The organism is Methanohalophilus euhalobius (genome assembly GCF_900215215.1).
GTDB lineage: Archaea > Halobacteriota > Methanosarcinia > Methanosarcinales > Methanosarcinaceae > Methanohalophilus > Methanohalophilus euhalobius.
Map to the genome: position 1 here is coordinate 63,931 of NZ_OBDR01000007.1, position 25,858 is coordinate 89,788.

Genomic DNA, 25,858 nt, shown 5'->3' on the forward strand with positions numbered 1-25,858 from the left:
ATATCATATTCCTCCAGTCGAAAGATATTTTGCATATAAGGTTATGTGAGTGGCGCTATAGTTTTATAGCATAATTTTACTTTAACTACTTTCATACCAATTATTCAACGTTTATCGGTTGTGGATATTTTGGCAGAGAACATATTAAAATCAGCAATGAACAATCGCAGTGTCAGCCAGATCCTGAAGTCCTATTACAGGGTGCTGAAACTTTCCAGAAAGCCTGCCCGGGAAGAGTTCCTCATGATCTCAAAAGTTGCAGGTGCAGGGATTGTAGCAATCGGCTTTGTTGGCTTTGTGGTCTATATATTGCTGACCGAATTGCCGACATGGGTGTAACTCTATGAGTGAAGATAGCGCTATATTCGTGATAAAGACGACTGCAAATCAGGAACGCTCAGTTGCCGGAATGCTGGCCAAAGTGGCCAAAAAGGAGAATCTGGATATACGGGCCCTTCTTGCACCGGATGAGCTTAAGGGTTATGTACTTGCGGAATCTTCGAATTCAGGTGAGGTCGAACAGGCTATTCAGACGGTTCCCCACGCAAGGGCCGTTGTGAAGGGTCAATCGAGCATGGAAGAAATCATGCATTTCCTGACTCCCAAACCAACGGTTACAGGAATCACGGAAGGCGCGATCATAGAGGTTACTTCAGGTCCTTTCAAGGGAGAAAAAGCACGTGTCAAGCGTGTTGATGAAGGACATGAAGAAATCACTGTCGAGCTTTTCGATGCTGTGGTACCTATCCCCATTACTATTCGTGGGGATACAGTGAGAATACTCCGCAAAGAAGATGAGTAAAGCCAATTAAAAATAATTATTTCAATCAAAATTAAAAGGTGATGATTAATGTCAAGTGTTGTTGAAGCATTGGTTCCCGGCGGTAAAGCAAACCCGGGTCCTCCATTGGGTCCGGCTCTCGGGCCATTGGGTGTGAACATTAAGGAAGTTGTTGACACTATAAATGAAAAGACCAGTGATTACAATGGAATGCAGGTTCCTGTAAAGGTCATTGTGGGTGATGATAAAAGTGTGGAGATCGAAGTAGGGACTCCTCCAACCGCCGCCCTTGTCCTTCAGGAAGCTGGTATAAGCAAGGGTGCAGGTGAAGAAGGTGGCAGTGAAATTGTAGGAAATCTCAGTATCACTCAGCTTGCCAAGATAGCCCGTATGAAAAAGGACGACCTCCTTTCCTATGAAATGAAATCAGCCATCAAGGAAGTTCTCGGTACATGTGTACCAATGGGAGTTACCGGTGAAGGAATGGATCCCCGGAATTGCCAGAAGGCAATTGATGAAGGTAAATTTGATGAGGCACTTGCCTCTGAAGCATGGTAACCCCATGCTTTTCATTTGACCGATAGGTTTAAAAATAATTGTCCTATATTGGTGAGCCCGTATAGATGACAATAAATCGTTCCGTAGGAGGCCTTTGTGGCTGATGATCACTACGGGAGGTAAGTATGGTAGAAGAATCTATATTAAACACAGTCGAAAGGTTATTTGAGGAATCCCCACAGCGCAATTTTGCGGAAAGTGTGGATCTTGCCATCAATTTAAAAAACCTTGACATGAGCCAGCCCAAATATCGTGTAGATGAAGAAATTTATTTACCCAATGGCCTTGGAAAGGACCTTAAGATCGCTGTTTTTGCAAAGGGTGAAGTAGGCCTTCAGGCAAAGGAAGCGGGCTGTGACTATGTTTTCACCGAGGAAGATATTAATGACCTCGCAGATGACAAAAGTCGCGCACGTTCCATTGCTAATGAATGTGACTTCTTCATTGCTGAAGTGCAGTACATGCCACTTATCGGTAAAACCCTTGGTGCAATTCTCGGTCCCAGAGGTAAGATGCCTGTCCCACTTACGCCAGATAAAAACGTGGCGGACATGATTAAATCCTCTAAGAATTCTATTCGCATTCGTTCCAAGGATAAACTCACTTTCCACGTTGCAGTGGGAAGAAGGGACATGGATGCAGAAAGAATTGCAGAGAATATTGAAAACATTGTGAACAGGGTTGAGTCTGTACTTGATAAAGGAAAACAGAATCTCAAGTCCATATATGTTACAACCACAATGGGCAAATCTTTGAGGGTGGTATGATGGAAGAAGAGCTTCACCACAGTGAACATATCCCTCAATGGAAAAAACAGGAAATAGAGGATATAAAGGCTCTCATCGAAAAATATCCATTGTTTGGTATTGTAGGTGTGGGAGGTATCCCGGCCAAACAACTCCAGGCTATGAGACGTGAACTGAAAGATGTGGCAGTCCTCAAAGTATCCAGGAACACTCTTGTCAACAGGGCACTGGAAGGCTCCTCTAAAGATTGTTCTGAAATGATTGATTATCTTAATCAACAATGTGCACTAATTTTCACCAATGAGAATCCTTTCAAACTCTATAAGTTGCTTGAGCAGAGCAAGACCCCTTCGCCAATAAAGGCAGGTGCTATTGCTCCTCAGGATATAAAGGTGGAAAAAGGTCCAACCAGTTTCCCGCCGGGTCCCATTCTCGGAGATCTCCAGAGTGCTGGAATCCCGGCAGCCATCGATGCCGGTAAAGTTGTAGTCAGCCAAAGCAAGGTTGTTACAGAAGAGGGTAATGTAGTATCCCAGAAGCTTGCTTCAATGCTTGCAAGGCTTGAGATATTCCCTATAGAAGTGGGACTTGACCTTCATGCAGTTTTTGAAGATGGTTCGATCTATACTCCCGATGTACTGGCAATTGACAATGATAAATACTTCTCCGACATTGCCGCAGCATCCAGACAGGCGTTCAATCTGGCAGTCAATGTAGCATACCCAACAACCGCTACGATCAGTACTTTGATCTCCAAGGCATCTTCCCAAGCAATAAACCTTGGTATCAATGCAACAGTACTGGAACCAGAGATCATGGATTCCCTGCTTGGAAAAGCACATTCCCAGATGATTTCACTCGCATCTGCTGTATCTGCAAACAATGAAGATGCAGTGGACGAGGATCTCAAATCCGTTCTGGGTGCAGCAGCACAAAGTGCGGCTACAACAGTTGAAAAACAGCCTGCTGAAGAAGCAGCTGAGGAAGAAGTAGAAGAGGAAGAAGAGGATGCAGAAGAGAACGGTATGGCCGGTCTTGGAGCACTTTTCGGATGAGATTTAAGATTAATTACAGGTGATTCACAATGGAATATATATATGCAGCACTTTTACTCCACAACGCTGGAAAAGATGTTACTGAAGATGCAGTAAAAGCTGTCCTTGAGGCAGCAGGTACCGATGTAGACGAAGCACGTGCAAAAGCTCTCATTGCAGCTCTTGAAGATGTAGACATCGAAGAAGCTATGAGCACCGCAGCAGTTGCAGCAGCACCTGCAGCAGCACCAGCAGCAGCACCTGCTGAAACTACAGAAGAGGCAGCTGAGGCTGAGGAAGAAGAGGACGAAGACGAGGCAGAAGAGAGCGGCATGGCCGGTCTTGGTGCACTCTTTGGATAATTTCCTCACTTTGTCCGCTACGGCGGACATCTTTTTACTTTTTTAAAATAAACAGTCGACTTTATCTGTATTGACCAACAAGGTTGTGGTCAATGTCCCGTTTCTCGATTGTGTCTACCCTTCATCCGATATGGCAAATGAAAATACGTAGGCGTCCCTATGTTCTGTCACACGGTGTAACTTCCCGTTGCAATATGCAATGTCCTTTCTGTGAATACTGGCAGGAAGAAAAAGCAGAGATGACATTTGAAGAAATTGCCCAAATGCTTGATGAGGCTGCAGATTTTGGTATAGGTGTCTACAATGCCTGGACAACGGAACCTCTCCTTCGGGAAGATCTTCCTGCTATTCTGGAACATGCTCATTCAAAAGGCATAATGACTTCTCTGGTAACCAATGGTCTGCTTCTGGAAAAACGCCTGCCTGATCTTTCAAACCTTGATTTACTTTCTATTTCGGTAGACGGGCTGGAAAGTTACAGAGAGATAAGGGGCATCGATATATCCCGCATCCTTCCCGGGATCAAAAAAAGTGTTGAGATAATGGAACGTCCTGTTCTGTTGAATTGTGTTATAAGCTCTAAAAACGTGGATGAACTAACCGACCTTGTGTATTTTGCAGCAGAAATTGGTGCCAGGATTTCTTTTGAACCTCTGTATGAATTTGAAAATATTAAGGATGATGTATGGGAGAACATGGAGGTTAAAGACCGTGAAGCATATCGCAAAGCTCTGGATTCACTGATAGAGATGAAATCACAGGGCTATCCGATTATTAATTCCCTAACCTATCTCAAAATGGTACGTAACAGAAAACCATCTTTCAAATGCCATGCTCCTGATATTATACTGAATGTGGGTTGTGATGGTATGGTGGAAACATGCCGGGTTCATCGCCAACCCCTTGCTGATATCAGAAAGGGTGTGGAAAATGCCTGGGAGGCAAGTACAGCGACCATGACAAAAATCGTGAATGAATGCGATAAATGCCTTTTCTTCGGTTATGCCGAAAACAGCTTACTGTATGATTACAATCTGGAGGCGTTGCGTCATTACGAATGGATGTGATCATTTTTCTATCCGGATTTCCGGATGACCTGTAATATCCAGTCTTTGCGCAGCATTTCCACCATTGATAGCTATTTCCAGAAAGCTGTGGCTGCCTGTAAGGATCAGCAATTCATTTTTTTGTACTCTGCCATAAGTCAGGGAATAAGACGCTATATTTCCCTTAACTACTAACTTTTCTGCAGGTCTGGCAAAGTCTTCCAGCATCTTTGTCGGAATATTTGTTATTACATTTCCAAAACTGTCGATGTATAGGACTTTTCCATAAAGTTTGTCCACAGATGCATTGGCTTTTCCGAAATTAAGTTTTTCAAAGGTTTCTATGGGTTGGCCTATATCCTCTGCTTCATGGCCAGATGCCAGCAAACCGGCCGCAGGGGCGAATATGTCCCTGCCATGGAATGTATTGGATATTTTGTCCAGCATGGCTTTTTCTCCAATCTCGAAAACCTCAACATCGCCAATCCGTCGGGCAGCAGGGATGAGCAGTCCGTTATCCGGTCCGACAAAGTACTGATTTGCTGCGCGTACAATTATAGCTTTTCTGCCGGTACCGACCCCGGGGTCCACCACTGCCAGATGGATTGTACCTGAAGGAAAAAAGTGTGTGGTGGTGTAAAGGGCAAAAGCCGCAGATAATATATCTCCCTGATTTATATCATGTGTCAGGTCGATGAATGTTGGATCTTCGCACATGTTCAGGATAACCGCTTTCATGGAGGCAGGATAGAGATCCTTGAAATCTGTTGTAAGGGTAATTATTTTCATAACATTTTGTTTTGAAAGGGAACTTATATGGGTGTCGCCAGTGGGCTTTTTTTTAAAAGGTTTATATACTAAATCATCTATGTACCATCAATAAGCCGATGCTATTTAGTAAATCTTCATAAGATTGGAGGTATTATTATGGAAAGTTCTCAATTATTCTTGATATTATTGGCAGTCTACTTAGCTGGACTGATCGGTATAGGCTGGTATTTTACCAAAAGACAAAACACAGTAACCGATTTCTGGCTTGCCGGCAGACGTATCGGGACGATCGGTGTAGGATTCTCCTCAGCAGCATCCTGGTTGACGGCAGGAGGCCTGCTTTCAGTTATTGCATTCTTCATGCTGCAGGGAATGGGATCTATATGGGGATTTGTGGCTCCCAACATTCTTGCTCTTCTGATAATTGCTATCTTTGTGAAGAAGATAAAGAATCTGCCTGCAATAACCCAGGCAGAATTACTTGAGCAACGTTACAGTGCGGCAATCAGGGCGCCGATAGGTATTATAATTACTATCGTCATGATTCTTTTTGCAGTGGCTGATATCAAAGGTTTCGCTCTCGTACTTGAGATATTCTATGGTTTTGATCCACTGTATGCAGCCCTGATTGTTGCTCTGGCAGTCTCTGTTTATGTTACTTTAGGAGGTCTTAGTGCGGTTGTCTGGACCGATGTGGTGCAGTTCCTTTTCCTTTCTGTGTTCACTATAGTCATCGCAATTGTTGCTGTAGGAGCAGCTACAGGTGGTGCTGTTGATGCCCCTGCCAATACAGGCGAATTATTCTCCAGTGTCTCTTCTGGCTGGTGGAATCCGCTGTCTATCGGAATCCCGATGGTATTGATATTTTTGTTTGCAATCGTTCCCGGCTGGATCACCGAGCAGGACCCCTGGCAGAAAGTATGGGCTGCGCGTGATTCTAAATCCGCACGTAATGGAATGCTTCTGGGTACCCTCTTGATAACAATTGTATTTGCGGGTTGTGCGGTAATTGCTATCGCTCTGAGTTCCATTTACCCGGAAATACCGGCTGCAGGTTTCCCTATGGGAATGGCTCAGGCAGAACCGGCATTGCTTGTATTTGTGCTTGAAAACTTTTCCCAGCTGGTTATTGCCCTGAGTGCGATAGGCCTTGCTGCTGCTGCTATGTCCTGTACGGATACCTTTGCAACTTCCGGTGCATCCTGTGTGTCCCGTGATATCTATCAACGTTTCATTAAACCGGATGCCACCATGAAACAGATGCTTGCGGTTAACAGGCTCAGTGTACTTTTTATAGTCCTTGCAGCTACTGTGGGTTCGTTTTTCATTACCAGTATCCTTGAAGCTATTCATATAGCCACATACATTGCCAGTGCTTCCTACTTCTTCCCATTGATGGGAGGTCTTTACTGGAAGCGTGCTACCAAGGAAGGTGCCATGGCAGGCCTTATTGTAGGTGCAGTCGTCCAGATAAGCCTGATTGTGTATGATATTTACATGACAGCTCCAATGGCTCCTGCATATCTCCAGACGGTTCACCCGGTCCTGATGAACCACGGTGTCATTGCTGGCATGGGCCTTAGTGCAGTTGCCTTTTTCGGAGTATCCCTGTTAACAAAACCATCCAGTGCTGTCAATCTTGCTCCCTTCTTCAAGGAAGAGGCAAAGAACCTGGCAGCTGAAGCAACAGTTACAGTTGAGGACGACGATCCCAAATTCCAGAAGTTCCTCAAGAAAATCGATGAGCAACTCGCCGGTGAAAGAGCACATCTGCATGTGCGGCTGGAAAGTTCGGCTTCCGTGAACTGGCACAGATTCGTTGAATCCCTGCGCTCTTCCTACGTTGCCTGGCTAACTCCTACCGGTATGAATTCTGTATATCGCCTTGTACAGGCGGATATGCTTTCCTGCGTATCCATAACACGTGGTACCACAGATAAAGAGATCTGGTTTGCCTCGGAACCTCCTGTATCGGAAATGGGTGCCCAGAAGAAGGAACTCTATGTAGCCTATAATGAGGTTGCTGCAGCCCTTGAAAGCATGGGTGTTTTCCTTACGATAGTCGAAGAATGAGTGAAGGGGCAATCCCTTCCTTTCTTGGACACCGATAACTTTTTTAAATAATCTGTCGGTGGATAGTATAATGCGAAAACAAGTGGTAGTCCTATTTCTGATTCTCACTTCAGCCATCTATTTTAGTGGTTGCATCGATGACATTATACCTGTTGATGAAACCACTGAAACAGCCAATGCATCGGAGTATACACTGGACCCGTTCATTGCTAATGTTTCATGTGAGTGCGGAATTAATACGACTACTTTCTACCTTTTCCCCGATTCACCTGTAAAAGCGGTTTATGTACTTGAGAATGTAGATCGTCTTGAGGTAGTTCCCCTGGAAGATATTACAAATCCAGGTACCGATGTACTTTCAAACATTGTAATTGTGGCCAAACCGGGAGGATATAACGGTAACCCAGCTGCAACAGTCAGACAGTTGTCCACCTCGGGTCCAATGGATTCGATAGACTATACCCTTTCTGAAGAATCCGAGTCCGGGCAGACCAAACAGGTAATTTCCTTCAATCAAAGTCTTACAGGGTTTGTGGCCTATACAATGGAGGTGCCTATGGGGCAGGATTTTATGTATGTACCATCACACCTTTCCACTGTAAGGGTGGTCCTTCCAGAAGGGTATACAACAGGCAACCAGTTTATAGGGAAGGTTGAACCAGCACCCGATTCCAGGTATGTCGATGAACAGGGCAGGGAAGTACTTGTCTGGGATAACCTACGTCAGAATACTTCTTCATCATTGTCTTCTATGGCAAAAGGTTTTTTACCTTCCGATGAAGAAGAGCAAGAAAATATTAAGTTTAAGACTCTCTATCTCAAATATTATTCAGAAGATGCACCCCGTAACCTGCTGATCGGTACATCAATACTTGGTGTAGGCGTGCTTCTGGTCATTGGGAATTATCTGCGTAATCGTAAAAAACTGAATGAAACGATACGGATAGCAGAAGAAAACTGGAAAAAAGATAAAAATCGTTGAAGGTTATATCACAAATTGCATTCCATCGTATCCCATAGGGAATTTCTGTGCTGCGGTAGAATGGGGTTTGAAGAAGTGGCTCATGTGGGTAAAAACGACTTCTTTTGCCTTTATCTTTTGGGCAAGTTCCAGTGCATCTTTTGCATCCATATGTTTTTTGATATGCAACACATCTGAATCCGGTACAATTGCATCGGCTATCAAAAGGTCAGGACTGTCAATCAATTCAAGACTTTTTTGAGGGATTTGCCCTTCGCAATCTCCCGTGAATACCACTTTTTTACCATCTTCTTCTATGATTACGCCTACAGGATTGCTCACCGGCCTGTGCTTGACTTCAAAAAGAGTAACCTTAAGCCCTATAATTTCAAAGGTCTCATTGATTTTTACGTTGTTTCTCCTGGGTTTCAAAAAAGCCAGGTATTCCAGGATGTAGTCAAGGGTTTCAGCAAGCCCGTATACATCTACCTTCCTTTGCACCCTGTGGAATTCCCCAAAACCGGTAAAATGATCATAATGACCGTGAGTCCATATCACTCCGTCCACGTGCTTTATATTGTGCTCAAGCAATTGCTGGCGCAGGTCGGGCCCTGTGTCCAGCAAAATTGTACCGGTCTTTGATTCTACAAGAATAGAACATCTGAGACGGTTGCTTTTCCCACCCTTTTGTCCATCCTGGCAGGTGGGACAGTTACAGCCGATAACCGGTGTACCGGGAGCATCTCCTGTGCCCAGTAATGTCACTTTCACTTAAGACACCCTGTCATACTGCTGAAGGTATTTTTCGGATTTTATATGTGAACGACTGTTGAATGATTCCACTGCATCAAGAAGGTCTTTGTTACTGAGTTCCCGACGCTCCTCTAGCAGGGCATCCAGGACGCCCTCCCGGATTACCACTCTCAGGTCGGATCCACTATAACCTTCTGTAATTTCGGCAATTGCTGCAGTGTCAAAGTCCCCTTCGATATGCCTTGTGACAATGTCAAGGATATTTTTCCTCATCTCATAATCCGGAAAAGGGAATTCAAGTATTTCATCAAATCTTCTCCATGCAGCTGAGTCCAGCATGTGAGGATGGTTGGTAGCAGCGATCAGGAGTACTCCGTCCCTTGTTAGACTTATTTCATCGATTGCCTTGAGGAGTGTGTTGACAGCTCTTTTCAGGGCCGCATGTTCATCCGAGGTCCGGGTTTTTGCAATAAAGTCGAATTCATCCACAAAAAGAATGCAGGGATTGAGTTTTTTTGCCAGTTCAAATACCCTGTCAATGTTCTTTGCTGTTTCACCAAGATACTGGTCTGTAATCATGGATAATTTTACTTCAACAAAAGGAATGGATAACATTTCGGAGAGTGCTCTTGCAACTGATGTTTTCCCGGTGCCCGGGGGACCAACCAGCAATACCTTGCCCACATCGTACAGCCCAATTTCTTTCAGGTAATCCCTAAATTTGATGGCTTTGACTATCTTGTCAACTTCGGATTTCTGTTTTTTTGTGAGGATTAGTTCGGACATGCCCTGTTGTATATCTTCCGGGGCCAGGAGTTGTGCCAGTTTGAGCATATCTTCCCCGCCTTCTTCCTCCATTACCTCGGCTTTGAGGGAGTCTATCCATTCCCTGTCTACTTCCTTGGGTTTGGTGCTGTCCCGTGTTTTACTGTAGCTGACTCCTTCTTTTTCAGCTTTCTCAAAGTAATAGGCCAGTGCAGGATTTTCTTCGATACGACTGAAAGTGTCCTGTTTTTCGAACCAGCTAATGGCCATATCAAGAGAAGTTAATTTGATCTTGTAACCAACTTCATCGATTTCTACGAAGGGAAGGCCCTTTAATACTTTTTTAGTTTCACTTTCTCCATACAGTTTATTCACGTCAGTGAGGGATACATGAATGGGTCGGGGTACTCCTTTGGCCTCTTTTTTCCAGTAGTGCTTCCTTATGGGTTTTGGAAGGTCGTTGACATCCAATACTTGATTCTGGTTGTATATCTGGGCCGTCAACAAAAGTTCTATTATATCAAGTGTATTGTCGGACATTTTGATACCTTACATCCAGGATTTTTATTTAAGGGCAGGTCGAAAACGGTTTGTCTGAACCACCCTATTATGTATTTTCCCTAAATATAACTTATGCCACCCTGTTCGCATGTTCCAAGTCAGGCAAGTTTTAGATAGCCTTTACCGGGGGTGTAGATGTCTCCCGAATTTTTCAGGTTTTCAAGAGTTTTTTCGATTTTTTCTCTCTCAAAACCTGCCTCTTCAGCCATCTGGAATAACTGTCTGATCTGAATTTTTTCCTGTTTTTCAAGAGCATTTATGATATATTTAGAAGGATTTGCAGATCTTTTTTGAGTAGGCGGGCTTGGCTGGAGCTGATCAATGCTTGCATCTGATAGAATCTGGCTGACTTTTTTTGAATCGGATCCCTGTAGCTGTGCCTGAAGAGCTGTTCGTGCCGCTATTGCTTCATCGAGTATTTCTGTCCTGTGGAATTTCCTCAATTTACGAAACTGCAAGGTTGCACCACATCTCTGGCATTTTATGGTTTTTTGACCCCGGTCTTCTGTAACCTGGCATTGCAAGCGGCATTTGGTGCAGACAATTACAGCATAGGCTACCATGTAAACACTTCCTTATTTTCCATAGCGGCGTTTCCTTTTCTGGAAATCCCTGATAATGCGTAAAAAATCAATTCTCCTGAAACGGTTCCAGTTAATATCTGTGAAATACAGTTCTGAATAGACGGATTGCCATATAAGGAAATCTGAAAGATGTCTTCCTCCCGAGCGTATTATCAAATCCGGTTCTCCTTCTATTGTCAGATGGGATTCCAGAATATTTTCATCAATATCTTCCGGTTCTATGTTTCCTTTTTCGACATCACAGAGGATTGTCCTGACAGAAGAGGTAATCTCTTTTTTTCCGCCATATCCCAGTACAAAAATGATACTGGGGTCTTTTCCGGATTTTGTGAGTAATGTACTGCCGTCTTCTCCATATACGTCATAGCCTGTTTTAGGGGGCAGTTTGACGCATATTCTTTCAATGACCTGAACCAATCTGTAAATCATCTTGTTTTTGAGATCGGCTTTTTCATCCAGAATATCCACATTAAAATAGATTTTCTTGATGTCAAACTCCTGGCACCAGTTTATGAATTGGAGTGTTTTTTGGCTACTATTTTTTTGGAGTAGATCTGTTTCAGGCAGGACTATTGCAAGAGAGGAAGGTGGATTTTGATGTTCCTGTTGTATTTTTTTCAGGAGATGGTTTTCGTACAATTTATGTAGCAACCCGAAGCCCTCCTTCTGAGATGTCATTTGGCAGTTGAGACTATCTTTATAACATCTCCGTCCTTGAGTTCATATTTGTCTCCGAGTCTCATCCGGGTGCGCCCGTCTACAGCATAAAGGAAACGGTCCCCAATGTCGGTATGCACCTTGTATGCAAGTTCATGCGCAGTGGATCCTTTTTTGACCAGGTAGGCATCAGGAAGCATGCGACCTTTCTTGTCGGTCCAGTGCCCTTCATCTTCGACAGGGTAAACTACAATTAGGTCGAGCTGGTCAAAGACTGCCCGGTTGATGCATTCCTGTACTCCACATCCATGGGGTTTGCGGGATACCACGAAATTTTTAAGTTTTTCCAGTCCCTTTATCTGTTTTTCACTCAGGTCGCTTCCCTCTATGGCAAAGTCTTCATCACCTGGTTTGTAATCAATTGCTCCGGTACTGGCCGCATTTCGGATGGCCAATTCGGCTGCAGCACTTGTGGGTACGACTATAATCTCAAGTTTTTCAAGGTTTTCGACATTTTCCGGTGGGGCTACATCCAGTTTGTTCGCGGCGATGATGACAGGTTTGCTGAGCAGTCGGATGTACTCACAGAGCTGGCACATATCTTCATCTTCCCATTTGATATATTCGCGTTTGCCGAGCTGGTCTATTGCTATGTTCACATGTTCTTCACAGACCCCGGCTCCCATGAGCTGGTTTGCAATTGCTTCCTCTACCTTTAGATTCTCTGCTTTTATTTTGCGTGCCAGGCGTTCCCAGTTGCGACACAGGATACCTTTCATCCACATGGTAATCTCCCTGTTGAGGAAATCGACATCCTCCAGGGGATCATGGCTGCCGATATCGCCAGGGTTGCCCTCTATATCTGTGGCGCCGGAGGCATCAATTACGTGAATGATTGCCTGGGCCTGGCTCAGTTCGTCCAGAAAGGCATTTCCCAGCCCGCGACCCTGGTGGGCATCGGGCACAAGACCGGCCACATCGATGATCTCGATTGGTACAAAGCGTATCCCGTCTTCACAGTTACCACATCTTTTCTCCCGCTCGATACACGGGCAGGTTGTGCGAACGTAGGTGATCCCACGATTGGCATCAATGGTGGTGAATGGGTAATTGGCGATATCCACCTCTGCCATGGTTGCGGCTTTGAAGAATGTTGATTTGCCTGCATTTGGCTTTCCTGCAAGGCCTATAGTCATTGTCATGTTCTATCAATCACATGCTTGATGGATTTAACTTTTGTTGGTGGTTTAACGCTTTACCACCAAACATTTATATTCGAGAAGATAATTAGGAACCCAAGTCAATGAGTGTCCCGGTAGGGTAGCGGATATCCTTGGGGCCTGCGGAGCCTTAGACCTGAGTTCAAGTCTCAGTCGGGACGTACATTGTACTTTTCGGAGGCACTTTTTCCGTGTGGGTTAATTAAACCCTACTCGGTGGTGCCTCTGATGAGTATCTCCCTTTTTTGTTGTCATTTCTACTAATAGTCTCAAACATGTATTCGGTGTAACCACACATCTAAGAATAATCATAATCGATTATCTTTCCGATGTGAAAAATGTGGTTATGAAACTAATGCAGACCTAACCTAATCGGTGCAATGAATATTGAACACAAAACACGGGATTACAGGTATATCCTGGAATCTCAGGGGTGCTTGTCAGCCACCCGGACGAATGCTTAATTGACATTCAAGCACCTTCCATAAGGGAGGGGTAGTTGACAATCTAGGGGTTGTGGAAACAGTTTACTTGCAGGGAATGAAGGACTGAAGACTGAATATTGCCGGGAAGTAGCTCAGAAATACCTATACCATCGGTTGTAGGCATATCAGGCCTTCTCCTCTACTTTACCCCTTCTTATTTATAAGATATTAGTTAATACTGTACCCGTCTCCTGTATATTTTCGATATCTTTTTCTCAATCGTTCAAGCAACCTTTATATAGAAGTTCAATCATCTAGAACGAACAGGTTGAGAGTACATAGTGCTCTTTTCTTGATGCAATTTACTGGATCATAATTATATAAGGAGGTCAAAGTTTGGCAGGACAGCCGATATACATTTTAGCAGACGGAAGTCAGGTAACAAGGGGCAGAGATGCCCAGAGCAACAATATTCTGGCAGGCAAGGCAGTTGCCAACGCAGTCCGTACTACCCTTGGTCCCAAGGGTATGGACAAGATGCTTGTGGATTCAATGGGTGATGTGGTAATCACCAATGACGGTGCAACCATTCTCAAGGAAATGGACATTGAACACCCCACGGCCAAAATGATCGTTGAGGTGGCCAAGACCCAGGATGATGAAGTCGGAGACGGTACGACAACAGCAGCCGTACTGGCCGGTGAATTCCTTTCCAAGGCAGAGGAACTTCTCAAGAAAGGTGTACACCCCACAATTATTGCAACAGGTTACAGGCAGGCATCCAAAAAGGCGGTTGAAATCGTAAAAAGTATAAGTATAGATATTTCCCGTGACGATACTGAAGCCCTCAAAAAAGTGGCAAAAACCGCAATTACCGGCAAAGGTGCAGAATCTCACAAGGAAATGCTTGCAGAGCTTACCGTTGAAGCCGTATCTCTCATAGGAGAAGAAACGGATGATGGCTATGTTGCAGATGTAAGTGACATCAAGATAGAAAAGCAGGCTGGTGAAAGTGTTGGTGAGTCCAAACTTGTAAAAGGCCTTGTTCTTGATAAAGCCCGCACACATCCCAATATGCCCGAAAAGGTAGAGGATGCAAAAATCCTTGTCCTCAGTATTCCGGTTGAATTCAAAAAGACCGAGATGGATGCCGAGATCAAGATATCTTCCCCGGATCAGATGCAGATGTTTTTGGACCAGGAAGAAAAGATGGTCAAACAGATGACCGACAAGATTCTGAATTCCGGTGCAAATGTTGTATTCTGCCAGAAAGGAATCGATGACCTTGCACAATATTACCTCGAAAAGGCTGGCGTATATGCCGCCAAGAGGCTCAAAAAGAGCGATCTGGATCGTATCTGTGAAGCTACCGGTGCAACCAATATTCAGGATATCGATGAAATTACTGCCGATGACCTGGGTTCTGCAGAACTTGTAGAAGAACGTGATATAAAAGGCAACAAGATGACCTATGTCACAGGATGCAGGGAAAAGAAAGCTGTTTCAATAATCCTTCATGGGGGTACCCAGCACGTTGTAGATTCTCTCCAGCATGCAATTGACGATGCTCTTCACGTAGTCGCTGTGGCTCTGGAAGACGGCAAAGTAGTTGCAGGCGGCGGATCTCCGGAAGTAGAACTCTCCATGCGTCTTGGTGAGTATGCATCTTCCCTCAGTGGCAGGGAACAGCTTGCAGTTGCCAAATTCGCAGAAGCATTTGAAGTAATTCCTGAGACCCTTGCTGAAAACTCAGGCTATGATCCAATAAACAAACTTGTTGAACTGCGTTCCAAGCACGAAGAAGGCAACAAGAGAATGGGGCTTAATGTATATACCGGTGAAATTGTTGACATGTGGGAAAACGATGTAATCGAACCCCTCCGTGCCAAGACACAGGCAATTAACGCCGGCACAGAAGCAGCTGTCATGGTTCTTAGAATCGATGACGTTGTTGCAGCATCTCCTCACTCCAATCAGGCATCCCCCGAAATGCCTGATATGGACATGGATATGTAAGATAAGGTGGTTTCTATCACCTTCTTTTTTTTTAATGTGATTACTTTTCAGGGTAAAATTTAAAAATATTGTTAACCATTGAGAGCACATGGTTAACAGCAATGATTTATCCGATCCCCCAGTCAGGAAAATGGTCTATGCAGCCCTTTTTGCTTCCATGACCGCCGTAGGTGCTTACATCAGTATTCCGGTGGGTTTGGTACCTGTTACCCTGCAGACATTATTTGTAATTCTTGCAGGGGCGGTACTGGGTGCTCGATGGGGTATGCTAAGTATGTTCATCTATGTTTTACTCGGTATTGTAGGGTTACCTGTGTTTTCAGGGGGCAGTTCCGGACTCGGTGTGCTGGTTGGTCCCACAGGGGGCTATATCATTGGTTTTATTCTGGCAGCGCTTGTAATTGGTTACCTCTTTGAGAAATTCCAGAACAGATCCATTGCCGGTATGGTGGCCATTTTTCTTGTCGGTATGATTGCTATTTACGTTCCCGGCTATTTCCAGCTGATGTATGTGGCCTCCCTGGGGGTGCAGGAAGCATTTGTATTAGGTGTTGCTCCCTTTATCCCGGGAGCTATCATCAAGATTGCAGCCGCGACCATTATTTATCGCTACCTCAAGACGGAATCTTTGGTATGATAGAGATTAAAGATTTAAGCTTTGGTTTCAAAGAAAATCAACGTGTTCTTGACAGCATCAATGTGTCGATTGACAGCGGTGAATTCGTTGCCGTAGTAGGCGGTAACGGTAGTGGTAAGTCTACCTTTGTCAGACATCTGAATGGTTTACTGCTGCCGGATGAAGGTATGGTGGAAGTGTGGGATATGGATACATTTACTATCTCCAATCTAACTGCTATACGCAGGAAAATTGGTATGGTTTTCCAGAACCCTCTGACCCAATTCGTAGGTGCCACTGTAGAGGAAGACGTGGCTTTTGGTCTTGAGAACCTGGCCTACCCTTCATCAGCAATTCGTAACAAAACAGATCGTTCTCTTGCAGAGCTGGGGATATCCCATCTGGCCGGCAAATCTCCTCTGGAACTAAGCGGCGGACAGATGCAACTTGCAGCCCTTGCAGGTGTCCTTGTCATGGAGCCTGAATGTGTGATATTTGACGAGGTAACGTCCATGCTGGACCCCCTCTCAAAACAACAGGTGCTTGCAACCATTGCCAGGCTTCATGAAAAGGGCAAGACGATAATAATGGTCACTCACAATCTGGAGGAGGTACATCTTGCTGAAAGGGTTATAGCTTTTGAAAAGGGCAGGATTGTTTATGATGGCAAATCCTCTTTGTTTTTTGATTCCCCTGCTGTGTCAAACTCCGGTATTTCAATTCCTCCTCTTACTGAACTTGCCCTGTGGCTGCGGAATAATGGTCTGAAAGAGATCGATGTTTCAAACCCTGATGTTAATACACTGGAGGAATCTATCTGGCAATTGAAGTCAAGAATTTGAATTTTTCATACGGGCAAAATTTAGTTTTACAAAATGTATCCATGTGCATAAAACCCGGTGAAATCGTGGGGTTGACGGGGCCTGTAGGCGCGGGCAAATCAACCTTGTTGCGTCTGCTTGTTGGTCTGCTAGAACCGGACAAAGGTATTGTGCAAATTGATGGTTGTCCATTCCATGTTAAAAAAGTCAGAGAAATGGTAGGTGTCCTGTTTCAGCATTCTTCCAGACAACTCTTTGAAAAAACGGTTTATGATGATATTGCTTTTGGTCCTTCTAATTTTGGTTTTGATAGAAGGGATATTGAAAGGCAGGTCAACAAGGCAGTAAATATAGTGGGTCTGGATAAATCCCTCCTTGAAGCATCTCCCTTCGGGATTAGTGGAGGGGAACAGAAATTGGTGTCTCTGGCAGGAATAGTTGCCCAGTCTCCCCGATATATGGTGCTCGATGAACCTTTTGCAGGGCTTGATACAAAGGGAAAAACGCGCCTCCCTCATATTCTACAGACCTTGCAGAATATGGGATTAGGAATCATCGTAATTTCTCATCACCTTGATAAACTGCTGGGAGTAGCTCCGCGAATTATCTACCTGCGGGATGGAATAATTTGTTTTGATGGTCAAAGGCAGCAGTACCTTTTGGATGATAGTCTTCCTCTACCGCCTATAACCGCTTTGATGAAGAGGCTGCATGCAAGGGGTTTACCAGTGAACCCGGCTACGTTTACAGTGAAAAGTGCAATCAAGCAATTGGAATACTTAGAAACCGGAGATGTGGATAATGCCTGATTATTTTTTGAGTTTTGTCCCCGGAGATTCCTTCTTGCACAAGCTTGATCCCCGCACAAAACTAATAGCTACGATGCTGACCAGCATTTTGATCTTCAGGTTGCATCTTACAGGTCTGGTCCTGCTATTTGCATTTTTCATAGTTTTGTACGATCTTTCGTCTGTGCGGATTGCACTGCTGCGAAACCTTCGTCCAATTGCCCCCTTCTTAATCTTAATTTTTATATTCCAGCTATTTCTGATACCCGGGAATATTTTTATAGATTTGTATGGGTTTTCAGCCACCACAGAAGGCCTTTTTGAGGGCCTGAGGATTGTGGGGCGTTTTATTCTTTTGATACAATTTGCCTCCCTGTTGACGGCTACGACTTCTCCTGCTCATATGACTGCGGGAATTGAAAGGCTACTTCGCCCCCTGTCCGGCAAGGTCTTAGGAGCGACTTCGTTTGAAATTGCCACCATGATGTCCCTCTCCATTCATCTGGTTCCTGTTTTGAACAGGTTCCTGAAAGAAGTATACCAGGCACAGCTCTGCAGGGGGCTGGGAAGGCAAAAGAGGATTTCAGGATTGGTCTCACTGGCGATACCTTTGCTCAGGGGAGCCTTCAGGATGATGGACGATATATCTATGGGAATGGAAAGCAGATGTTATCAGGGCAACTACAGGACATCCCTTTTCGAATTAAAAATGAAAAAAAACGACTGGATAGCCCTTATGTTGGTTTTTGTATTGTTGCTTGGCTTCTGGAATTTGAATATCACTCTTATTCCCTCCTATCAGATATAATGCGGAGGATTCTGATAAACGTTCCTCTTCCAGAACTTCTATAAAATTTGTTCTTATTATTACTCTACTAGCCTGTTTCCCGGGCAATTATTCTGAAATATCTGCTTATTTTTAGATAGCTTACGCCCTCAGTCCACCACCTTTTTTCTTTTTAACGTCCTCATTTGATGCAAATTGAAACAAAACGCCGTAACCATCACCTTTCCCGCTTTGAATACGCCTTTTGTCACCGCATACACCCTTTCACAGGGCATCCTCTGTACACTACTCCTGTCATTGCGCATAATCTGTTTGATATTCAGTGGCTTTCCTCTTGCCGCTCTTTGCATCGTTGCTGCAAATCCTTTTGCCGCCACTTCGAAATATCCCTTATCCCTATACACCACTTCTCCTTTTTTTGACCAATTCCCATCCCTGCTTCTTCTTCTTGTTTTTGCCTCATCACCTCTCATTTTCTCCTGATTGGCATGTCCAGGTTCTGCAACAATAAAGGTTGCATCCTGAATCATTCCCTTTTTAATTTCCAATCCTTTCCCTGAATGACCATACAGTTGTGTCATCAGGTATTCGTTTTGGAAAATGTTGCAGATTGAAAATCTGCAACTCCTGTTAAATCTCTGATTCAACATGATCCAGGAACTTTCTGAATGAAATGCGATCAATACATTGTCGTTCATTCTGGATCAAAAAAGACCATGCCATTGTTGTAACACAAGCATTTTGAACATCATTACAACATCATTTTCAGGTCGACCACCTTTGTCTGTCCTGTTGATATACATTGATTCCAGTATGGGACGAAATGGTTTCCAGTCAATCAACTTGTCTTTCAGATAGTTTTCACCAGCAGCTATCAAACGGTCATATTCTGTGTTTCAGGGTGAAATTACTGAAGGTATTCGTATGATTAAATTTATCTTGATAGAATATAAATATTGTTATTTAGTTTGGGTGAGGGGAGGAGTTAATCAGAAATCTCTGAAGACAATGATATGTGGAAAATACGTTTCATCGATGAGGGGAGGGAGTACCCGATGATAAAAGAGAAGTCATATTTGAAAGATTCGAAAGAGCAGGGTCATCTGTCAGTATAAAAGGAACCGGGCTTGGACTTGCAATTGCAAAAAAGACAACGGAACTACATGGCGGCCAGACTGGTGTTGAAGACAGGGAAGATAGAAAGGGGAGCATTTTCGGGATCACCCTCCCCTGTGCCTGATCAGGCGTGTTTTACCACACATTTATGCAGGCCGGTGACCTCCACAATATCACTGTTATCCGGACTCTGAATTATCATCTGTCCCTTGCGAAGATAAGGAATCCTTTTTTCAAATTCCAGTGGAACATTTAATGCATTTATGGCATTGTCGTTTGAGAGATTGAGAATGATCCGACTATTTATCTGCTTGAGCACGGTGTCATCGATATCCTGTGGATCCTGGGTAATCAGGAAAAGACCAAGTGTTTCCTTGCGCCCCTGCCTTGCTGCATCTGCAAATCTGGATACGATACGTCTTGAATGAGCCGACATCGCACCGGAAAGATACCTGTGTGCTTCATCAAGAGCCAGTAATACGGGAGTTTTCTTAACAGAATCATTGCCTGATGTACTGAGTTTGTTATCCACTACAATTGTCATCAAGGTGAGAGTAATGAGGTCCCTGATACGGCTATTATTTATATATTCAGTCGGAAATACACTGACCCTGCCAGGCTTGAAAACCTCATCAAGTATTTCGGTTATCGGTTTTGCCGGCTGGTCGAATACCCTGCTGAAAGAGCGATTTTTGACCTTACGCACAATGGCATCATAGGAGGATTCATGGATTTTCCCACTATCCACATAAACAGAACGTGTGCCTTCATCCGCAATGAAAACTGTAAATCCCTGATAGGTATGATTTGCAGGAGTCTTGAAATAATCCTCAAGCAACAGCTCAAGGCCTATATACTGGTTTTCCGTCAATTCAGCTGCTGATATCAACCAGGAATTATTCCTTACAAGTTCGAAAGGAATTGTAAATTCCATTTGTTGTGCACGGGATTTACCCGGATAGGACTGGCCGTCCACACTTGCCAGGAATGTCCTTGTATCCTGATGTCCTCCATGCAAGACGCCCTCTTCTGCAAAGGTTACTTCATCGGCATATCCTATATCCGCATTTTCTTCAAACAACTGGGAATATTCATCCTGCGGATCCATTATCACAAGACATGGGTTTTTCTTCCTGCCCTGCTCACCCCTTACAAGATACTGATTATCCGATGCTAGGAATTGACGCAGAATATTTTTTGTAAGGAAGGTTTTTCCCGTACCGGTACTTCCGCACACCAGCATATGACGGAACATGAGAGGATCACCCATTGAATAATCGTTGCGCAGATAGTAGGCAACTGTTGGAGGAGAAGCATGTGTCCTGACAAGTTCACCCCCCACACTCAAATGTCCCAGAAAAATACCTTCAGTCGGAATGTTGAGACCTGTCTGGATCTTGAGTTTTTCAGAAACCGGTAGTATTGGAGTATTGGGGCGGGGGAGCCTGTCGGCCATGCGACGCATTAGGCCTGCCTTTGCTGGAGACAGGATACATAGAGGGTCAAGATATGCAAGGAATTTGTAATCTATCTCATTGGTATTATTGGCCTTTAACATGCGCCGGGAATGCAACTCTGTCGCATCATCAACTTCAAATTCCTGAAGGTACTGCAGTTTCCAGACCCTTGCAAACAGATCTTCATCTCCGTAGGGAACCAGTACATATGTACCAAGCCTGACATTCGGCCTGTGCGAAGAAGTAATATAACCAGTAAGTCGTGCACCTGATTCAGTTATTTCCAGCGGGTCAATTCCTGTTGTAATTGTACCCAGCGCATTATCAAAGGATGACCCATCCGGATTATCCACTGTATCAGGAACATATTCCTCAAAATCTTCAACCGGTTCTTTCGAGGATACATTGCCCCCTTTATTACCTGTGGCATAAGCAAGTATGTCGTCATCATTATCCATCTGTATCACTCCAGCGTATATCGTTGTATTTCGTATCAACCCTGAGTTTACTGAATTGCCCAAGAATCTGTTTCCTTTCTTTTGTGCGTATCTTTGCTATCGAATCCACCTTGGAGAGTGTCGGTGGGATACCGCCTATTGAAATGTCATATAATACTTTGCGGGTGAGCAGGTGCCTCATATCATCATCTTTTGTCAGACCATAAGGAGACTCTACTTTAAAAAGAACATTCATAGCAGGAACATAAATTACAAAAAATGTTAATGCATAATCCTCTGCAGCATACTTGTGGGAAAGAGAACTATCCATCAAGGGACTTGTGGTCTGGAGCATATTCTCATAGAACTGGTTGGGTTGTATGAACCAGTTTGTATACGTAATACAATTGCGTGAGTCTTCAGCAGAAGGATGAAGGACGTTTTTGAAAAACTGGGCATCTACCAGCCAGGGTATATCCAGATCCATTTCCTGTTTTTTAAGCGTTTGTACGATCTGCATATCTTCAGGATTTTTCACAAATCCTACCAGTGGAATACTATTATCCATTGCATGATCCATGATGTCAATATAATTTTGCAATATTTTCAATGCTGAGGGGTCATATCTTATTCTGACTTCTTCAGAGGGGACAACCATCCAGTACATTAGCTGTTTAGGATATATGGGTCCATCCATTATGAAAAAATCCTCTTTTGTAAAAATATCTTTCATCCAGAGAATATGTTCGGACTCGGAAAGGTAAAGAGCAATATTGTGAACGAGGCGTTTTTCCCTGGTCTCCAGCAGACCTGCCTCAATTTTTACCAGGCGACTTCTGCCATTGTCCCTATCAAATAATCTCCAGTCCTGTGAAGTGTTGATAGTAACATTTGCAGAAGAGGAATAAGTAGCAGCAACTATTGTTCTTTTGGAATGGATATCAAGATCGCTTGGCGAGGAAGCCATCGCACAATGGCAGAAATCCAGTGCAAGCCCCGAATCAAAGAAAAAAGTGTTGGTGCTTCCACTATCAGAAGAAAGAGTTCTTTCAACAGGGTCTTTTGATTGTGACATTCGGGCCATGTCTACCTTTCCCCTGTATAGCCTCCCGATGGATTTCAAAACAATTCTGGAGCCGTATTTTAGTTCTTTCAAAAAATCAAGAAGATCATTAGCATCGCTATCTTCATTTTCCTGCTCTACATCCATTTCAATACCGGATGCGATTTCTTGTATGGCTTTTATGTGAATCGGTTCAAGTGACATTTAATGCTAAAAGAGGTCCCTGACAATATATAATCATTCACATAGACTGGAATTTTCAGCAGATAGCGCCATTTTTTCATAGAAAATGTATCACCATAAAGTATAAAAAGAATTAAGCCATTTATAATTTGAATTCCAAACGATTATTCCCTGTTTAATATTGAAGTATGTTTACAAAAAAGATTGTTATAATCTTTTACTAAATAACCTATAAAAAAAAAGGGGTTATTTTTATTTCTGAGGAAAGAATGAAGAAAATTGTAGTTAGCAACTTAACGAAGATATTTGGTAAGCATCCAAAGAAAGCTTTGTCCTATGTTGAAGAAGGTCTTTCAAAAGATGAAATCTTCAACAAGACTGGCCAGACCGTAGGACTGTATAATGTGAGTTTTGATGTGTATGAAGGAGAAATTTTTGTACTTATGGGCCTTTCAGGCTCCGGTAAGTCAACTCTTCTACGTTGCCTAAACCGGCTCATTGAACCCACATCCGGATTGATAACTATTGGCGATGAGGATGTTACAAAGGCCTCCAGTGAGAGACTCAGGTTGATCAGGGAAAAGCAGATCAGCATGGTCTTCCAGAATTTCGCCCTTTTGCCACACAGAACCATCATTGATAATGTTGCTTATGGTCTTGAAATACAGGATTTCTCAAAGGAGGAGAGACATGAAAAGGCATCAGTCGCAATAGAAACTGTTGGACTGAAAGGTCATGAATTCAGTAAACCATCCCAGTTGAGTGGAGGTATGCAGCAGAGGGTCGGACTTGCGAGAGCCCTTGCAACAGATCCTGAGATACTTTTAATGGATGAAGCATTCAGTGCCCTTGACCCGCTTATCCGCAGTGAGATGCAGGACGAGTTGCTTGAACTTGAGGAAAAGATGCAGAAAACAATTGTTTTCGTATCACATGACCTTGATGAGGCCCTCAAGCTCGGTGACCGTATTGCCTTGATGAAAGATGGAGAAATTGCCCAGATCGGGACTGCTGAAGAGATCCTCTCAAACCCTGCGAACGATTATGTATCCAGGTTCGTTGCCGGTGTGGACAAAACTAAGATCCTTACTGCTGAGAATGTAATGAAGAGGCCTGACCCGGTTGTATCACTCAAATCCGGTCTACAAGTTGCCCTGAAACTCATGGAAAAGCACGGCATATCCTCTATATACGTGGTGGATAAAGCCAAGCGTCTTCAGGGATTCCTGAAAGTCGATGATGCGGTCCGGGCACAGAAAGCCGGAAAGACCATAGAAGATGTAATCATAAAGGAATTCCCGAAAACTACAATGGATACTCCGCTTCAAGATCTTATATCAATCCGGGCGGAAACTGACCAGCCAATTGCGATTGTTAATGAAAATGACAAACTTGTAGGCGTGGTTGTCAGAGGCAGTATTCTTGCTGCACTTAAGACCACAGAAGAGGATGATGAAGAACAAGTTGAGGAGGTAACACAATGATAGTACCACAATTACCCATAGGCAGCGTTGTCGAATCTGCAGTCTACTGGATTAGTGATACTTTTGGCTTCGCCCTTGATGCATTCAGTGCCCTCTTTGGATTTATCATTGATATTTTCAAAGATGTGCTGATGGCAGTGCCTCCCCTCTTGTTTGTTGTGATTATTGCAGCTATTGCATACGTAGTTGGGCGAAAGGATTGGAAACTCGCTTTAGGCACTGGCCTTGGATTCATAGTGATACTGAGTATGGATCTCTGGGAATACTCCATGGAGACCATTGCTCTTGTAATTTCGTCTGCTGCACTGGCCCTAATAATAGGTATTCCGTTGGGTATACTTGGAGCAAAAAGTGAAACTCTTTACAGGATACTGAGACCTATTCTAGATCTTATGCAGACCATGCCTTCATTTGTTTACCTTATCCCGGCAGTTATCTTCTTTGGACTTGGTAATGTTCCGGGTATGATTGCAACCGTTGTTTTCTCCATGCCCCCTGCAATCAGGCTTACAACCCTTGGAATTACCCAGGTTCCCAAAGAACTGGTAGAAGTTGCCGATGCTTTTGGGTCAACTCCATGGCAAAAACTTATCAAGGTAGAAATACCTGTAGCTTTAAAGACAATAATGGCCGGTGTTAACCAATGCATAATGCTTGCCCTTTCAATGGTCGTTATTGCTTCAATGATCGGAGCCCGTGGCCTTGGATACCAGGTATTGATAGGAATCCAGAGGGTTGATATAGGAGTTGGATTCGAAGCAGGCCTTGGAATTGTCATAATAGCAATTGTCCTTGACAGGCTCACACAGCACCTTACACCAAAGTAAGTGCCAGAGCCTTCATTCTTTTTATCCAATCACACAGGAGGAATTAAAAATATGGATAATAAATACAAAGCAATTTTAGTAGGAATTCTGTTAGTGCTTTCCCTCTTTGCTGCAGGCTGTGCCCAGCAGGGAGACGAAGGCGATACTGGTGATGGAAACCAGACACAGGTCGAAGATAAAAGTGTAACAATTGCATATGTGCAATGGGCAAGTGCAGTTGCAACAACAAATGTAGTTCAGGAAGTATTCCAGAAAGCTGGATATGAAGTTGAACTCAACAATGTTGCAGCCGGTATAATGTACCAGGCTATCGCAAATGGTGATGCTGATTTCTCAGTATGTGCATGGTTACCGAACACCCAGTCAAACTACTGGGAACAATATGGAGACCAGATTGAAAAAGTCAATGTAAATACGCCAAATGTCAAAACCGGACTTGTTGTACCTCAATATGTTGATATTGATACAATCCCCGAACTCAAAGGTAATGAATCAAAGTTTGGAGGCACAATAACCGGTATAGACCCTGGTGCAGGTATCATGTCCCAAACCGAAGAAGCCATTCAGGAATATGGTCTTGACGGATACACCCTGCAAGCCAGCAGTGGCCCTGGAATGACATCCGCACTTACAAGTGCCATAACCGATGAAAAACCAATCGTTGTAACCCTGTGGAATCCACACTGGGCATTTGCACGCTGGGATTTGAAATATCTGGATGATCCAAAAGATGTCTATGGATCAGACGATATTGTGACCATCGCAAGACCAGACCTTAAAGAAGACAAACCTCAAGCATATGAAATACTCACCAGATTCAAATGGACTGTTGCCGATAATGAAAAGGTCATGTCCTATATAGACCAGGGCATGAGTGCCGAAGAAGCTGCTGAGAAATGGGTTAACGACAACCCCGATAAAGTTAATGAATGGCTTGGAACTGAATAAGGGTAATTTAACCTTTAT

25 protein-coding genes, 1 tRNA gene and 3 pseudogenes are annotated in these 25,858 nt (G+C 43.8%); 20 read left to right on the plus strand and 9 right to left on the minus strand.

Features of this window, described 5'->3' with window-relative positions; genetic code table 11:
* Positions 1-141 precede the first annotated feature (141 nt).
* The 7 genes from CP947_RS07285 (at position 142) to CP947_RS07315 (ending at position 4,548) form a co-directional block, all read left to right on the plus strand.
* Positions 142-339, plus strand: a complete 198-nt coding sequence (locus CP947_RS07285; protein WP_370448644.1) for a protein translocase SEC61 complex subunit gamma — start codon at positions 142-144, stop codon at positions 337-339.
* Positions 340-343: 4 nt separating this feature from the next.
* Positions 344-802, plus strand: coding sequence for a transcription elongation factor Spt5 (locus CP947_RS07290; RefSeq protein ID WP_096712562.1), 459 nt, complete (start codon positions 344-346; stop codon positions 800-802).
* A 48-nt stretch (positions 803-850) separates the two neighbouring features.
* A complete protein-coding gene (locus tag CP947_RS07295; protein WP_096712563.1) occupies positions 851-1,339 on the plus strand; it encodes a 50S ribosomal protein L11 in 489 nt (162 codons plus the stop codon).
* A gap of 125 nt (positions 1,340-1,464) precedes the next feature.
* Positions 1,465-2,106, plus strand: a complete 642-nt coding sequence (locus CP947_RS07300) for a 50S ribosomal protein L1 (protein ID WP_096712564.1) — start codon at positions 1,465-1,467, stop codon at positions 2,104-2,106.
* Entirely contained in the window at positions 2,106-3,140 is a 1,035-nt protein-coding gene (locus CP947_RS07305) for a 50S ribosomal protein L10 (RefSeq protein WP_096712565.1), read from the plus strand. Before CP947_RS07300 ends, CP947_RS07305 begins: the two co-directional genes overlap by 1 nt.
* 29 nt (positions 3,141-3,169) lie before the next feature.
* Positions 3,170-3,481, plus strand: coding sequence for a 50S ribosomal protein P1 (gene rpl12p, locus CP947_RS07310; protein WP_096712566.1), 312 nt, complete (start codon positions 3,170-3,172; stop codon positions 3,479-3,481).
* 137 nt (positions 3,482-3,618) lie between these two features.
* A complete protein-coding gene (locus CP947_RS07315) occupies positions 3,619-4,548 on the plus strand; it encodes a radical SAM protein (RefSeq protein WP_241645997.1) in 930 nt (309 codons plus the stop codon).
* Here CP947_RS07315 and CP947_RS07320 read toward each other — a convergent pair whose 3' ends face one another.
* A complete protein-coding gene (locus CP947_RS07320; protein ID WP_096712568.1) occupies positions 4,549-5,316 on the minus strand; it encodes an SAM hydrolase/SAM-dependent halogenase family protein in 768 nt (255 codons plus the stop codon).
* A gap of 138 nt (positions 5,317-5,454) precedes the next feature.
* On the opposite strand from CP947_RS07320, the gene CP947_RS07325 reads away from it, so the two are divergent.
* Both CP947_RS07325 and CP947_RS07330 read left to right on the plus strand, forming a co-directional pair.
* Positions 5,455-7,371, plus strand: coding sequence for a sodium:solute symporter family protein (locus CP947_RS07325; protein ID WP_096712569.1), 1,917 nt, complete (start codon positions 5,455-5,457; stop codon positions 7,369-7,371).
* Positions 7,372-7,441: 70 nt separating this feature from the next.
* Positions 7,442-8,353 carry a DUF5803 family protein gene (locus CP947_RS07330; RefSeq protein ID WP_096712570.1) on the plus strand — a complete coding sequence of 304 codons (912 nt, stop codon included), beginning with the start codon at positions 7,442-7,444 and terminating at the stop codon, positions 8,351-8,353.
* Between the two features lie 3 nt (positions 8,354-8,356).
* Here CP947_RS07330 and CP947_RS07335 read toward each other — a convergent pair whose 3' ends face one another.
* From CP947_RS07335 to CP947_RS07355, 5 genes are all read right to left on the minus strand, one after another.
* Entirely contained in the window at positions 8,357-9,103 is a 747-nt protein-coding gene (locus CP947_RS07335; protein ID WP_096712571.1) for an MBL fold metallo-hydrolase, read from the minus strand.
* On the minus strand, positions 9,104-10,390 hold the full coding sequence (locus tag CP947_RS07340) for an ATP-binding protein (RefSeq protein ID WP_096712572.1): 1,287 nt from the start codon (positions 10,388-10,390) through the stop codon (positions 9,104-9,106).
* Positions 10,391-10,509: 119 nt separating this feature from the next.
* Positions 10,510-10,974 carry a DUF5817 domain-containing protein gene (locus CP947_RS07345; protein ID WP_096712573.1) on the minus strand — a complete coding sequence of 155 codons (465 nt, stop codon included), beginning with the start codon at positions 10,972-10,974 and terminating at the stop codon, positions 10,510-10,512.
* 12 nt (positions 10,975-10,986) lie between these two features.
* Positions 10,987-11,646, minus strand: a complete 660-nt coding sequence (locus tag CP947_RS07350; RefSeq protein ID WP_165868976.1) for an undecaprenyl diphosphate synthase family protein — start codon at positions 11,644-11,646, stop codon at positions 10,987-10,989.
* A gap of 23 nt (positions 11,647-11,669) precedes the next feature.
* On the minus strand, positions 11,670-12,854 hold the full coding sequence (locus CP947_RS07355) for a redox-regulated ATPase YchF (RefSeq protein ID WP_096712575.1): 1,185 nt from the start codon (positions 12,852-12,854) through the stop codon (positions 11,670-11,672).
* Positions 12,855-12,961: 107 nt separating this feature from the next.
* Between CP947_RS07355 and CP947_RS07360 the strand changes: the two genes are divergently transcribed.
* The 7 genes and pseudogenes from CP947_RS07360 (at position 12,962) to CP947_RS07390 (ending at position 18,346) form a co-directional block, all read left to right on the plus strand.
* Positions 12,962-13,033: transfer RNA gene (locus tag CP947_RS07360), tRNA-Arg, on the plus strand.
* A gap of 118 nt (positions 13,034-13,151) precedes the next feature.
* Positions 13,152-13,244 carry a hypothetical protein gene (locus CP947_RS10935; protein WP_292343112.1) on the plus strand — a complete coding sequence of 31 codons (93 nt, stop codon included), beginning with the start codon at positions 13,152-13,154 and terminating at the stop codon, positions 13,242-13,244.
* 449 nt (positions 13,245-13,693) lie between these two features.
* Complete coding sequence (thsA, locus tag CP947_RS07370) at positions 13,694-15,313, plus strand: thermosome subunit alpha (RefSeq protein WP_096712576.1); 1,620 nt, start codon at positions 13,694-13,696, stop codon at positions 15,311-15,313.
* Positions 15,314-15,401: 88 nt separating this feature from the next.
* Positions 15,402-15,950, plus strand: a complete 549-nt coding sequence (locus tag CP947_RS07375; protein WP_096712577.1) for a biotin transporter BioY — start codon at positions 15,402-15,404, stop codon at positions 15,948-15,950.
* Positions 15,947-16,771, plus strand: coding sequence for an ATP-binding cassette domain-containing protein (locus CP947_RS07380; protein WP_096712578.1), 825 nt, complete (start codon positions 15,947-15,949; stop codon positions 16,769-16,771). The genes CP947_RS07375 and CP947_RS07380 overlap by 4 nt, the downstream gene beginning before the upstream one ends.
* 38 nt (positions 16,772-16,809) lie before the next feature.
* Positions 16,810-17,559 (plus strand): annotated as a pseudogene (locus CP947_RS07385) (ATP-binding cassette domain-containing protein); the annotation flags it as partial.
* Positions 17,552-18,346 carry an energy-coupling factor transporter transmembrane component T family protein gene (locus tag CP947_RS07390; protein WP_164909059.1) on the plus strand — a complete coding sequence of 265 codons (795 nt, stop codon included), beginning with the start codon at positions 17,552-17,554 and terminating at the stop codon, positions 18,344-18,346. The pseudogene CP947_RS07385 and the gene CP947_RS07390, both read left to right, overlap by 8 nt.
* Before the next feature lie 128 nt (positions 18,347-18,474).
* Here the strand turns inward: CP947_RS07390 and CP947_RS07395 are convergent.
* Positions 18,475-19,203, minus strand: a pseudogene (locus CP947_RS07395) (transposase).
* 173 nt (positions 19,204-19,376) lie between these two features.
* On the opposite strand from CP947_RS07395, the pseudogene CP947_RS11055 reads away from it, so the two are divergent.
* Positions 19,377-19,565 (plus strand): annotated as a pseudogene (locus tag CP947_RS11055) (sensor histidine kinase); the annotation flags it as partial.
* Here the strand turns inward: CP947_RS11055 and CP947_RS07405 are convergent.
* On the minus strand, positions 19,566-21,356 hold the full coding sequence (locus CP947_RS07405; protein WP_096712581.1) for an ATP-binding protein: 1,791 nt from the start codon (positions 21,354-21,356) through the stop codon (positions 19,566-19,568). It abuts the pseudogene before it with no gap.
* Entirely contained in the window at positions 21,349-22,602 is a 1,254-nt protein-coding gene (locus tag CP947_RS07410) for a DNA double-strand break repair nuclease NurA (RefSeq protein ID WP_096712582.1), read from the minus strand. Before CP947_RS07410 ends, CP947_RS07405 begins: the two co-directional genes overlap by 8 nt.
* A gap of 248 nt (positions 22,603-22,850) precedes the next feature.
* Between CP947_RS07410 and CP947_RS07415 the strand changes: the two genes are divergently transcribed.
* Genes CP947_RS07415 through CP947_RS07425 form a run of 3 tightly spaced genes read left to right on the plus strand, consistent with a single transcriptional unit; the run spans position 22,851 to position 25,840 of the window.
* Positions 22,851-24,065, plus strand: coding sequence for a quaternary amine ABC transporter ATP-binding protein (locus CP947_RS07415; RefSeq protein WP_096712583.1), 1,215 nt, complete (start codon positions 22,851-22,853; stop codon positions 24,063-24,065).
* Positions 24,062-24,892 (plus strand): ABC transporter permease, encoded by an 831-nt coding sequence (locus CP947_RS07420; RefSeq protein ID WP_096712584.1) that lies wholly within the window; start codon positions 24,062-24,064, stop codon positions 24,890-24,892. Before CP947_RS07415 ends, CP947_RS07420 begins: the two co-directional genes overlap by 4 nt.
* Positions 24,893-24,943: 51 nt before the next feature.
* Positions 24,944-25,840, plus strand: coding sequence for a glycine betaine ABC transporter substrate-binding protein (locus CP947_RS07425; protein WP_096712585.1), 897 nt, complete (start codon positions 24,944-24,946; stop codon positions 25,838-25,840).
* Positions 25,841-25,858 lie beyond the last annotated feature (18 nt).